Annotated in this window: 9 protein-coding genes, 1 tRNA gene, 1 other RNA gene and 1 pseudogene; all 12 read right to left on the reverse strand. The window is 38.4% G+C overall.

Translation table 11 applies throughout. The features are described from left to right. Positions 1-67: 67 nt before the first annotated feature. Positions 68-187 (reverse strand): annotated as a pseudogene (locus AC2SLN_RS09220) (signal peptidase I); the annotation flags it as partial. Between the two features lie 427 nt (positions 188-614). Further along, positions 615-2,417 carry a translation elongation factor 4 gene (lepA, locus tag AC2SLN_RS09225; protein WP_486548150.1) on the reverse strand — a complete coding sequence of 601 codons (1,803 nt, stop codon included), beginning with the start codon at positions 2,415-2,417 and terminating at the stop codon, positions 615-617. Between the two features lie 171 nt (positions 2,418-2,588). Next, positions 2,589-3,791, reverse strand: coding sequence for a capsule polysaccharide biogenesis protein (locus AC2SLN_RS09230; RefSeq protein WP_486548149.1), 1,203 nt, complete (start codon positions 3,789-3,791; stop codon positions 2,589-2,591). 434 nt (positions 3,792-4,225) lie between these two features. Continuing rightward, a complete protein-coding gene (locus AC2SLN_RS09235; RefSeq protein WP_486548148.1) occupies positions 4,226-6,805 on the reverse strand; it encodes a capsule polysaccharide biogenesis protein in 2,580 nt (859 codons plus the stop codon). A gap of 32 nt (positions 6,806-6,837) precedes the next feature. Beyond that, a complete protein-coding gene (locus AC2SLN_RS09240) occupies positions 6,838-8,595 on the reverse strand; it encodes a polysaccharide biosynthesis/export family protein (RefSeq protein ID WP_486548147.1) in 1,758 nt (585 codons plus the stop codon). A 71-nt stretch (positions 8,596-8,666) separates the two neighbouring features. Beyond that, positions 8,667-9,773: a KpsE/RkpR family capsule polysaccharide export protein gene (locus tag AC2SLN_RS09245; RefSeq protein ID WP_486548146.1), complete on the reverse strand. Its 1,107-nt coding sequence runs from the start codon at positions 9,771-9,773 to the stop codon at positions 8,667-8,669. Further along, the gene (locus tag AC2SLN_RS09250; protein WP_486548145.1) at positions 9,751-10,422 is read right to left on the reverse strand and encodes an ABC transporter ATP-binding protein; all 672 of its coding nucleotides are present in this window, start codon (positions 10,420-10,422) and stop codon (positions 9,751-9,753) included. Before AC2SLN_RS09250 ends, AC2SLN_RS09245 begins: the two co-directional genes overlap by 23 nt. Positions 10,423-10,450: 28 nt before the next feature. Then, positions 10,451-11,263: an ABC transporter permease gene (locus AC2SLN_RS09255; protein WP_486548144.1), complete on the reverse strand. Its 813-nt coding sequence runs from the start codon at positions 11,261-11,263 to the stop codon at positions 10,451-10,453. 363 nt (positions 11,264-11,626) lie between these two features. Continuing rightward, positions 11,627-11,703: transfer RNA gene (locus AC2SLN_RS09260), tRNA-Met, on the reverse strand. 331 nt (positions 11,704-12,034) lie between these two features. Next, an RNA gene (gene rnpB, locus AC2SLN_RS09265) (RNase P RNA component class A) lies at positions 12,035-12,389 on the reverse strand. Between the two features lie 147 nt (positions 12,390-12,536). Further along, positions 12,537-13,010, reverse strand: a complete 474-nt coding sequence (locus AC2SLN_RS09270; protein ID WP_486548143.1) for an MliC family protein — start codon at positions 13,008-13,010, stop codon at positions 12,537-12,539. 242 nt (positions 13,011-13,252) lie between these two features. After that, positions 13,253-13,642: an MliC family protein gene (locus tag AC2SLN_RS09275; protein ID WP_486548142.1), complete on the reverse strand. Its 390-nt coding sequence runs from the start codon at positions 13,640-13,642 to the stop codon at positions 13,253-13,255. Positions 13,643-13,930: the final 288 nt, after the last annotated feature.

Genomic DNA, 13,930 nt, shown 5'->3' on the forward strand with positions numbered 1-13,930 from the left:
TGTGCTGAGACAGTGACTCAATATAAGCGATTTTTTTAGTCGCTAAATAATCTTGAGCAGCCTGTATTTCTTTAGAACTACCTGATTTAGCTCGCTTATATTGTTTCAGCCATAATTTATCAAGTAGCCATACCAATCCAAGTAATAACGTTACTGGTACTAAAATTATATTAAAATCAAAATCCATACAACTGCCCTAGTCATCTAAAATAGCACGTTATTCAATTTATTATTTATTCTGGTTAGCAGAATAATGAAGTATTTAACGTTTGAATATACCCTAACTTAACGTCATTCAACACCCATTGATTATAGAGGCGTAAATATAAGGTGCATAAATATGATATCCGTTAATGTAGGTCGAATAACTTGAGATTCAATAAAACACAACTTTCAGCTCAGATTAAACCCATATCATTCGCTAAATATATAGTCAAAGAAGTCTAAAATGGTTACAAGGCAACCGAGTGCAAGTACTACTGGAGTAGGCTTAACGAGGTTAACGCCGTAACCGTTTAGTAGTTCGCTGACTATACATCAAATCAATATACATTAAAAAAGGTATCTTGTATAAAAAGATACCTTCACAAGTGAGCGAGGTAAACATTAAAGAGTTACTGATTGTCTACTTTTAAAACTGCTAAAAATGCTTCTTGAGGTATTTCCACGCTACCTACTTGCTTCATACGTTTCTTACCTTCTTTTTGCTTAGATAATAGCTTTTTCTTACGCGATACATCGCCACCATAACATTTAGCAAGCACATCTTTACGCATCGCTTTAACGGTACTTCGAGCAATAATCTGACTACCAATTGCCGCTTGAATAGCGACATCAAACATTTGACGGGGTATAAGCTCCTTCATTTTTTCAACCAATTGCCCACCACGATATCGGGCTTGGTCTTGATGGCAGATCATTGCCAACGCATCTACTTTATCGCCATTAATTAGGACATCCACTTTTACAAGTTTATCAACTTCATAGCGATCAAACTCATAATCTAACGAGGCAAAGCCACGCGACACTGATTTTAAACGATCAAAGAAGTCCATTACCACTTCGCCTAATGGAATATCGAAAACAAGCTGCACCTGCTTTCCTAAGAAACGCATGTCAACCTGTGTTCCACGTCGTTCCATGCAAAGTGTCATTACGTTTCCTAGATAATCTTGTGGTACTAGAATATGACAACGCGCAATCGGTTCACGAAACTCTTCAACAAACCCTGGGTCAGGCAATTTAGAGGGGTTATCAACTAATGACACTTCACCATTTTTACGCTTAATTTCATAAATCACAGAGGGTGCAGTAGTAATCAAATCAAGATCGTACTCTCTCTCTAGGCGTTCTTGGATGATCTCCATATGTAACATGCCCAAGAAGCCGCAACGGAAACCAAAACCTAATGCATCAGAAGTATCTGGCTCAAAGAACAGGGCTGAATCATTAATCTGTAATTTTTGCAGTGCTTCTCGAAACTTTTCAAAATCACTCGAATCAACTGGAAATAAACCAGCATACACCTGAGGTGTAATTTGCTTAAACCCAGGAATTAAGTCGACATCTGGTGTCTTAGCATGGGTGATCGTATCACCTACTGGCGCCCCATGAATATCTTTAATACCCGCAATAATAAACCCAACTTCCCCTGCCTCAAGCTTACCCGTTTCCAATGGCTTGGGCGTAAACACACCAATAGAGGTTACTAGATGCGAGTCCATGGTTGATTTAAGTAGTATTTTATCGCCTATACTTAGACTGCCTTGGCGAACTCTTACCAAGGAAACTACGCCTAAATAGTTATCAAACCATGAGTCGATAATCAATGCCTGCAATGGTGCTTCCCTATCACCCGTGGGAGCGGGAATTTGTTCTACAAGGGCAACTAATAGTTCATCGACACCTAGACCCGATTTAGCAGAAACCCGAGGCGCATCCATGGCTTCTATACCAATAATATCTTCAATTTCTTGAATAACCCGCTCTGGCTCAACCTGTGGTAAGTCAATTTTATTTAGCACAGGCAATACTTCAAGACCTAAGTCGACTGCGGTATAGCAGTTAGCGACAGACTGTGCTTCAACCCCTTGTGCGGCATCTACTACCAGAAGCGCCCCTTCACAAGCAGCAAGAGAACGTGACACCTCGTAGGAGAAATCCACATGGCCTGGTGTATCAATAAAATTTAGCTGGTAGCGCTCTCCATTAGGATGATCATAATATAACGTTACAGACTGAGCTTTAATCGTAATCCCACGCTCACGTTCAATATCCATTGAGTCGAGCACCTGCGCCTGCATCTCACGATCTTGTAAGGCACCACACATTTGAATAAAGCGATCAGCCAAGGTTGATTTGCCATGATCAATGTGGGCGATGATTGAAAAGTTTCTAATATTTGCTAATGCAGTCACGTCTTGCGGCTACCTACGTTATTAAGAGTTATTGAGCTCGTTATTTTAAAAACCCATTATTTTAAAATAGAGTTCGTTAAGAAAGCGATAATTATAACCGAGTATTCTAACAGCTTTCTGCCAGCTTGTAAGTGGAAGATATAAATGCATAGCGATAGAGACAAAAAACAATTATCTAACATCTGATGGCAGATATTTCGACATCCAAGGCGAGCTCCCGTAAAAAGAGCCATTAAGCTGAGTCTGCTCAATAAGGTATTCACGAAATTTACCATAGAACTCATTATCAGGACATCTAGGACTCTGCCAAAACTCATTAAGCGGCTTAGGATCGGCAAGTTGCGGAATATTATAAATAGCCCTACCCATGACTTTGGTGGGTTTTTTATGATAAATAGACTGTAAACCAGTTGTGCTATTAATGGTTATCATCCCAATACTATGTTTGATCAAAGTAGGTAGATGCATATCACAGCCATAAAACACTCGACCCTCTACACCAAAATTTTCAGCCAATTGAGCAATCAAGATTTTATAGTCACGATGACCTCTATCTAAAGGATGATGCTTAAAAACCAAACGATGCTCAACATTAGCATGTGCCGAGAAGCTTGCAATAACCTCTTCAATAAATTGAATCACATCGGCATAGGAACTATGGTGAGTAATCTGTGAATCATTATGAACTTGCAAACTGACTAAAAAATATTGTTCATCATACTCATTAGCCAATTGATATTGCAGCCGTTTGTCAATGGAATAACTTTTATACTTACGCCATGGGGCTCTAAGCCATGCCGTCGCTTCTTGCCAAGCAGTCATCCCTCGGTAATGCTTATAATTTGGATACTTATGCCGTAACATTCGTGTCACAACGTAGTAAATAACAGCCGCAAAGCTTAAGCGATAGAAACGATTATGGGTATATTGGGGTTTATCATTCGCTTTTGGAAGGGATTGAATATTTTGAAGATCTAAACGCGAGTATCCATTAATTCCAAACTCTTGCAAGGTAATATAGTCTGGTCTCAAATAACCCTCTTCGAATACAAAGAATGAGATACCTAACTTTTGACATAATTTTGCGGCAATTTGATGGTGGGGTCGACAATCCCCAAAGCACACCACAGCATCAATTCGATTGCTATTTAGATAGTCTTTCAGCCAAGGTAAAAATTCACTCAAATTACCCGTATAATCGGTTGCATTGGTATGTTTATAAAAGAAATCATCACCAGCGGTAAAATTAACCTTATTGACCTGAATATTAAATGTCTTCAAAAAACCTGCAAAACGACTAAAAAAACTGCCCATTTTTCCTTGCAGTAACAATACACGTCTATGTGTCAATAAATGCTGCATTGATGCTGTCATAATGGAATACCTAATGGCTATAAATATGAATATCTAATGGCTATAAATATAAAGCGGACATAAATTCAAAAAATAGCCTTAACAGTGACTTCAGTCTGCTCACTAAGGCAACTTAACTGATTAATCCAGCAAATACTTAGACTACACTCGTCACTTGTTTTCTCAAAAAAATAATGATTGGCTATTTTAGCAGTTTAATAGGTTTTGTTTACCCAAAGCTTCGTCATAACCTACAGGCCGCGGCATAGTATAAAATATTTTGATTTATCAACCGGCTGAAGAAGTGTCGTCTGCATATCCGTACCTAATACCTAGCCTAACAGATATAATGTAAATAAAATAATCAAAAAATTAAATACTAAACCACTTAACTCAGACATTAAGAATAATAGCCGTAACTAGGGTAAGAAACTAAAGGCTTGATCCAAACGGACTCATTTCTTAGAAAACTTCTGTAATACATTATGGCGTATTTTCATGAATTTTGTTTTTGCCAGTCTAATCGTATTTTGATAACCCATTGCAACTGCATTCAGATCTGTAACTATTTCTCTAAAAGCATCAGGACGAATTATATTTATTTGACTTTCCTTTTTGTCAGAGTTTAGCTGAACGAATGGTTTTATATAGCCTGTTGGATTAGGTATGCCTTTAGCGTTACTGTATAAGTAATCAATGACCTGCTCAACTTGAGCCAACCCATAACCGCCCGGTAAACGATACATGGGGTAGCAGATTAGCGTGCAATAAATAAGCTGCTCTATTGATAGACCAAATTGCTCTCTGGGTAAACCGTCAACCTGAGTTTCTAAGAACTCATAGCGCTTTTGTTGACGCCGTTTTAAAAAATCTAATTTTGGTCGTAAGGAGGTATCCATATCGTTAGTGAGCCCCCAACCTGCATAAAATGGCAAGCCATAACAGGATACTTTCTTGTGGCGCAGTAGTGCTTCAAACCCAGTTAGCGAACTTATGGTATGCACTTCATCAACCACATCTAGACAATCTGGCATTGCAACATCACGAGCCACATCATCAACAAGCTCGAGTGTTTTGCTACTTACCATACCTGCTCTAAGCCCTGCTTCAACATCAGGATGTGGTTTGAAGATTAGATAGGCTTCAGGGTTATCACGACGAACACGTTCGATGAGTTCACTATTGGTTCTTATTAAAGAACCACAGTATTGCACTGATAAATCATCTTCAACCTGTCCTACAACTAGAATAATTGAAGAGGCATTACCTTGTACCTCTGTAGGAATCTTTATTTTGGCAGATTGCCCGACATGGTATTTACTGACACGCTCAACCAATAACTTTTCATGTAACGTACGTACTCGTTCTAGCTGCAGTTGATTTAACTCGGGGCATGTAGCAATTAGACATTCTAGATCCGATATTTGTGTTGCATCATAGTAAATACCCAAATCATCTATAACCACGGATAAAGGTTCTAATAAAGTAGCTCCAAGTCCATTTGAACGGATAAATCCATCTTCCATGCACCAAATATTTGGAAGATTTACAGTTGATTCGGGTAATTTTTGAATGTTGCGCTCTATTTTTTGCCTGGTTGCTAATCCCCAAACTAAAATATCATGAGTAAGATCAACTTTAATACGATTGGTTCGCTGAAAAAGTGGAAATCTGGGCTTGGGCTTTAGCTGAATACTTGCATTATCACGACTATTAATAAGGTGTAAAAAATGAGTAACAAAAGGGGTTTTCCAGCGACTAAATTGATAAACAGTCATTTTGGAAGGCAGTCTTAGATACCAATAACGGTTGGTACTTAGCCATTCAATCACTTGTTCTAATTGACATGGCTGACCACTTGCAGGATCAGCATAACGACTATAGTCAATGTAAGCGGCGTAAAAAACTGGTAATACGCTTGCTTCTACTATCGAAGATTTGTGATTAGATTTTTTATCATGTTTATTGCTTATTACAGAGCTACTTTGCTTAATCTCACTTGATTTAAACAGACATTCACGACGTTTTATGACTCTTTTAAGCAGCTTTTTAGGGGCATACTTATCATCAGTCAAGCCCCACCCTGAATACCATGATACTCCAAAACAGTGCACCGTTTTATTAAGCAGTAAGGCTTCAAAGCCCATATGCGAGCTAACCGTGTAGACATGGTCAACTTGTTTAATAAGGCTAATAGGGTTCACAGCAGATTGCAGAATATGAATACGTTTTTGATCAAATATGCTAAATTTTCTCAGAATTTTAGGGTCGTTTAAATAGCCCAACTTACTCGCTGGATGCGCCTTAATCCAGATATGTGACTTAGGATGGTTTTTAAGCGCCCTATTAAGCATTGCTTGAAACTGTGAGTTGCCCGCCCCTGCCCCTTTAATCGAGGCATCACCTTTAACTTGATCTACCACTAAAACATGATTAAAAGTGCATTTTCTTTGATAAGACTCTTTTAACAAATCTGACAAGTTAGGGCATTCTAGGACTGAGTTATACTTTGAAAGACGATAGTCAATAATCTGATTTATCGCTCGTTCAGCACGCTCCTGATGCCCCTTATTCCAGTCCAGAAGTCGGCTTACGATGTCATGTTCTAGCTTCGATGGTTCAAACGAATCAAAATATATCCCTACATCATCTATGACAATACTACAACCGTAACGACTTTTAATACCCGAAGTAATGGAGCGTAAAAAGCCATCTTCCACACTTAACACAGGACGATTTAACTTGTTTGCTATTTTTTTTGCTCGGCTAAAGCTTTTCTTTTTACCCCAGCCTGCAAACTCACTAGGCAGTTGTGGTAAATATGTGTCAGTCAAGACACTTTTACAGGGTATAAATTTGTTGTGCTTGGTTACCCTGTACCAAGGATACCAGCGCTTAACCGGTTTATTCAATAAGGCAGGCAACAATATATTATTACGCAGCATGCCATTACCGAGCACTGCAGTATAAGCCTTTTCTGTATCATCTACTGATGCTAACCGTTTAGAATTTAGACAGCTGCGATGTCGGTTCAAATGGATTTATCCTTCTCACTATTGTGCTCTACTTAAAGGTCTAGAATCACTTTTGCAGCAATAGCAAGCTGATAAACAATTTGGCTGATACCGCGAGTAATTTCAATACGTTTTGTCTTGACTTTAGGCAGTACCATAATCTCATCCCCTTGCTTTATACGATAGGCTGTATTCACAATCTCGTTCTCACCATTTTGGTGTACGACTAAGATCTCTTGGGTATCTGCATTATCGTGGAAACCACCAGATTTAGCGATATAATCTCCTACCGTTAAGTCTGGATTGAAAGTTAACGCCCCTTGAGCACGCACTTGACCGTTTACTGTAATAACTGAGGTATCTGCAGGAATTTCAATGATATCGCCTTGCTGCAATATAACATCCTGCCAAGAGTTCGGTACGACGACAATCTGTCCATTAGTTTCGATATTTCGTGCTTTTGCAATAAACTGTTTAATAAGATTAGCATCATCTTGTCGCAAAGCAGCTTCTTCACGTGTACTCGATTGAGAGGCTAATGTCATCTCTTCTAATCGATCAAGTGACGCATTAATCATTTTTTTCTGTTGCTCAGCTACGGACTCGCGATAGATGGTCAAGTGACTCAAATTCGCCAATTCATTAGGCTGTAGCTGTGCAACCACATCCTTCAGACGAGCACCATTAGGTAAGACAACCGCGCCATTACCTTTATGTGCACCCTTAACTTGTACCGCAATCGTACCAGCGTATCTGTCTGAAGTAACTACCAACTGATCACCATTATAAACAGGCACGTTTTGAGCATCGGCTAGAGTATAGTATTCCGCAGTTTGGGCACGCCCAGCACTACGAGTAATACTCACATTTGTGGCGTCAGCTTCGGGCTTAGACAAAAATAGAACATCGCCAACCGTTAGGTTTGAAGCGCCAAATTCAAAGGTATATTCATTACGTACTGCCCCACTAATACTAAATGTTTTATTCTGTGGCGATACTCTAATCACATCTCCATCTCTAAAAGCAAAGGGTTGCAGTTGACCAGCAAGCAAAAAGTCATACAGGTTAACCTGTTGTTGTAAGCGACCATTTCTTATAATCTGGATGTCAATATAGCTACCGCGCGCTGGGTCGACTCCGCCCGCTCTATCAAGATAGGATAATATAGAGTCAGCTGCTAGCCCCCCGTAATAACCAGGCTGATTAACAAAGCCAGTAACAAACACCTTGACAGGTTGCGCTTCTTCTAAAGACGCATAAACACCAACATTAGAGCGATAAATTTGACTGACTTTATTACGTACTACATTTTGTAAATCGCCATTTTTTACACCTGCCACGCTAAGTGGACCAATATTTGGCAAGAATATATTGCCTTGTGGGTCAACTGTCATAGTAGCGGCATATTGATAGGCACCCCACATTCTTACTTGAATATTGTCACCTGGGTTTATGGCATAACTGTCGTTAAAAGTTGATCCAGAAGTTGTTGAAAATGCCCCGCGAAATAGTTGGGCACCAAACATCTTGCTACTATCGTCAATATCTTGATATTGTCCAGTAGCTTTAATGACAGAACTAGAGGGCAAACTGGCAGCAGTAACTGCTTCTTGGGTAGTTGCTTCAGCTGGCACCTTTGAATTAAAAGCTTGCGATGCGCCATTAAACTGAGTACCGAACCCTTCGTTACTTAATTGTGACTTAGAGTCTGCATATGTAGCGGCTAATACTGTAGAGCTTAGACTAAGCCCACTGATTACAGCGCCTAAAGATACTGTAAGCAAACGTTTTTGAATTCTCATGATACTCATTCCTATCTCTTTATACTTGTATTATCTAATGGGCGCTTAACTATTACGCTGACTCATTTGTACCGTATTAACTAGCTTTTATGATCTTTAACAACAGCAAGGACTAACCGTACAAACCCATAAAAAATCATCAGTAAAATCAATGATGTCCAAATGATATAGTTGCGACGCGGATAAAGCGATTCTTCCGCTTCATAAGGCGTAGAAATCACGATGAGATTTTTCATCTTTTTGAATGCTTCTAATCGTGACTTTTCAAGCGAGGTTAAAGACAGCTTGTATAGTTCAGTGGCAAATTCCACATCCGCTTTTAAGGTTTCAAACTGCACAGCCTGACGGTTTAGTTTGGTGGTATTAGGCGATGTCAGTTTCTTCTGTTCATCTTTTATCTGACTTTCTACAGCCCTAATTTGACTACGCAAAGACACCACCTGAGGTGCGTCAGGATTTAAATAGCTCAGTAATTGCCGTTCTTCAGTACGTAATGACGACAATTGAGACTGCAGATTACCAATTAACTGATTAACGAGTTGCGCGTTTGTCTGCGGATCAAATATTTCATTTTTGTTTTGGTAATTGAGTAATGCCTCTTTTGATTGGTTAAGACGAGCTTCTGCTTCGTCAAGCTGCTTCTCAGCAAATACCAATTGATCTTGTGCTACTTCTTGGGAGATACGGTTTACAAAGGCTTCGGACTCACCCAAAATCGCTTTGTTCAGCTTCAAGGCATAGTCAGGTTCGAAGCCCTCTGTGGTTACGGTTAACACATGCGTTTTTTCATTTAAGTCAATATGAACACGATCCTTAAAGTACTTTTGCAGCTCCTCTTGTGTGGCATCAGCTGCGATTTCATAAATTGGATCTGAACCATCAACATAATATGCTTCACGAAACTTAAATTGTTGATCTAGTTTTTTGATCATATCATTTGACAAGATATATTCTGTCAAATAATTAGCATCTTCAATACTGGTATTGTTTACGCCAAGAAGTGCGCCCAAACCGCTTCCAGAACCAACTTCTGCTTGACTGACCTGCTTTACTACCACATCGGATTGTGAGATGTAGCGAGGATGCGCTAAGATCAAGACATATAACACAATCAAGATCCACGGAACAATAACCAGACCGACTAAAAGCGAATAATTAACAATTTTATTTTTTTGCTTTGTGGACATGTTCTTTATATACCTCGATTGCTTCTTTAGTATCATCAAACACATGAGCAGTTTGATCCATTAATACAATACCAATATCACAGTTACGTTCAATATCGCCCAAGTTGTGTGATACCACTAAAAACCCAGCTTGCTCGCGTCGTGCCGCTAGAATCTCCTCACTACGTTTACGAAAGGCAGCATCACCGACTGCCCCAGCCTCATCGAGCATGTAGTAATCAAAATCAAACGCCAAACTTAATCCAAATGTTAATCGTGCTTTCATCCCTGATGAGTAACTCTTAACTGGCATATCAAAGTAGTTGCCTATGTCAGCAAACTCCTCTACAAAACGAATTTTTTCATCTATATAAGCACCACTAGAATATAACCGACACACAAACCGAACATTTTGTCGACCAGTCAAGCTACCTTGAAACCCACCCGCAACGCCAACTGGCCATGAAATGGTTGAATTAGTAATGATCTCACCACTATCTGGTTCATCAAGACCACAGATTATACGTAATAATGTTGATTTTCCAGCACCATTTCTGCCAAGCAAGCCAACACTTTGTTTATCGTCAATCGTTAGATTAAGATCACGAAATAAATAGTGGCGACCTTTTTTTGTCATAAATGACTTAGTAATATTCTTAATTTCAATCATACGTTATTAGCTTATCTCCTACTTACACCTATCGTGATCGAATCATATCTCTTTCTGTGAACTTGTATAACAATAACCCTAAGAAATTAACCCCGACCATCCACTGTAAGAAGTAGGCCATATTAATATGATAATCGGGATAATTTGGCGCAAATGCATGTCTGATTAATTCGATATTATGTATGAACGGGTTGTACAATAAATAGCTGAAGTAAGGCTCTGGAATGATATGGATGGGATAAATAATACCAGATACAAAATACAAAATAGTAAATACAATTGAAATAACTTTACTAATCTCGCCACCATAAAAACCGATGACCATCATTATTAATGCTATTCCGAAACTAAATAAGAATAACGTAATCCAGCAAAATATAATTACATGTAAGTTTGATAGGCTAATATAAATATCAAAAAATGCGAGACCCACGAGTAAAACAATGGATGTAAAAAAATATATAATTAACTCCAATACTGAACGAGCAATAATCACGTCGAGATGACGAATTGAACGATACATCAGTAGTCCCTTATTTGCTTCTACAGCACTCAAAGCTCTGATTGCAATACGTTGAAACATACGAAAAGGCACCATACCGGCAATTAAGAACAGAGCATAGTCCATACCAGGTACAAGCCTCTCTCGAAATGTTGAAAAAATTACCAAATAGATCATAACTTGGAACAACACTTCTAAGGGCGCCCATAGATACCCCAAACGATACCCACCAAAACGAGTTTGCAACTCACGCATCAGTAATGCATGAAAAGCAGCACCCATAACTTTAAGACCACTACGGTGACGAACGGGACGATAAGGAGGTAACTTTACTGACATATCATGCTTATTATATTTCGATAAAATTTATCATTAGAAGTATGAATTGCGCTCCTAGCATAAGCAAACTATTGATTACAATTTTTTAACTTTAATGAGTTAATTTAAATTAAAAAGTATATGAAATTTATCATAGCCCTTTGAGTAGGCTATATAATAAGATGGCGATGGGTAACTTACAAGAAATAATGTTATTGAGTACAGAGTTGAATAATTATGGCAATATATCTGGAACAAATGGTCTATTCTAGATTAAATGATGAGTGCGGTGTAAATTTAAATCTAAAAAAGCCAGCTTCCTGCATCTTTATAGTGCAGTAACTGGCTTTTAAAGTCTGGCTTTTAAATTATAAGTACTGAATATGGTGGCGATGAAGAGACTTGAACTCTTGACCTCACGATTATGAGTCGTGCGCTCTAACCAGCTGAGCTACATCGCCATTTAAGGGCGGTATTATCCCCAAATTATAGGGGTTCGTCAACCCCTAACCTAAAATAATTTTAGAGTTTCGGAGCAAACGGCAACCTAATATTTGATATCTTAAAAATTTTATACTTTGAAACTTAGAACCTGTACACACAACCTATCATGGGCTATTCTCGCCTAAAACAATTCACTACCTGATTAAAATTAGGATTAAATAGCATAATGACTATTCAACCTGCGCTTTTAATTTGACGGTGCCTCGCCTCGTATTGACCTATTTTACTCTGAAAATTTGCTAACTTTAGCTTATAAATACAGGTTCTTAAATAAATTTGATACATTAAAAGTTTGGTAAACCGATAAGCCGGGTTCTGTCGTGGACGATCATTCATCTAGGCGCACCGTTGCCAGTACGCTCGAGCAACCTACCCGTGTCCCCTGCAGGCGACAAGTAATGGACACCTATTTGGTCTTGCTACGCGTGGAGTTTACCTTGCCATGAGTTGTTACCAACCATGCGGTGTGCTCTTACCACACCCTTTCACCCTTACCGATTAACCCTAAAGCTAAAAGGCGGTCTTCTCTCTGCTGCACTTGTCGTCGAGTTACCCCGCCCAGCCGTTAGCTGGCACGCTGCCTTATGTAGCCCGGACTTTCCTCCCTTATGCTATTCATAACGGCGATCGTCTGGTTTACCAAGCCGCGTATTATAACAGAGTATCTCAAAATTGATAGCCTATATATTTATTTGCGCATACAAAAAACAGCCGCTGAAACTAGTGACTGCTTTTAAAAGTTAATGCTAAATAAGATTACTAATAATCACTGTGCGTTAAACTACTTGAGTTACCGGACAGCTTCACAATTCACGCTATACGTTTTACCATTAACCCACGTTGAGCTTAATACGCCGATATCACCTTTAGTATGCCATTCATACACGACACTTTTATCATCGTTATTAATATAGCGTACACCAGAACCCGCTACATCTTGTGTAAGTATACGAGTTTCACTATTCCAGTTTGCTTTTGGCGCATTACCCTCAACAGTAGCCTGCTCGCCGTTATTAGAATACTTAACATGCACACTTGCACCATGTTCACACTGAAAATCCTCTGGAATATCTCCTGAATACATCTCATCCGCTTCAACGGCAACTTCTGCTTCTATCGTTGATTCACTTGATGCATCAACGACTTCTTCACTTGCTTCATTTAACATTGTCTCATTTGCTACTTCTGCTGATGTAACAGGAGTGTTAGTAGCACAAGCTGCCAGTACGAAGCTAAATGAAATTATAGTTAATAACTTATTCATAATACTTTCCTAGATTCGATGTTGATTAGTTTAAATATAAAGCCCATAGTTTACTAAAAGATTATAGATGAGTAAAAGAAATCCAAATGTAACCACTTGTTAATATGTTTACTAGATAACTGGATAGGAAAAGCTATGAATCAAAACTCTTACTGGATATATAACAAAACAGCCGCTAAAATTAGCGACTGTTTTAAGCTTAAAATCTTACGGTTAATATTAATTAGGCATCCTAACAAATCTTATGAAGCTCGTTCACAGTTTACACTATAGGAAGTTTTTCCATCTTTCCACATCATACTGAAAATGCCCATATTATCTTTAGAATGCCATTCATATTCGACATTGTCACTATCGCTGTTTACATAGCGACTACCTGAAGCAGCTACAGCTTCATCTAAGATAATTGTTTGATTATTCCATTTGGCCTTGGGTACATTAGCGTTAATCGTAGATTGTGAACCATCAATCGAGTACTTAACTTGCAAAGTTGCATTATCTTGACATACAAATTGTTCTGGCATCATTCTATCGTACGCTTTATCAGTAGTGTTCTGAACGGTTTCGACAGGACCAGTAGCACAGGCTGCAAGCATAAGGCTGAGAGGAAGAACAGATAGGAACTTTTTCATAAATTTATTCCAAATTATGTTGAAAGAAAATTGAAATTTTGAATTTTTCTCAAAATTGTGAAATACAAACCGTGGTATCTCCCTTATTTTTTACTGACATACGTAAGAGTATTCATTGACTTTTTATATTTATAAAATGTTAAGTCATTTGAGTAAAAATAAAGGTTATATTTAATGAAACACCAACAGTTTTATAAGTATATTTAACCTGTGAAATAGATGCTGTAATCACTTGTTATCTACATCATTCTTTTGTTTATCAAACTTATATAAGTGTAACTAAATAAT

The organism is Psychrobacter sp. CX90, assembly GCF_057396305.2.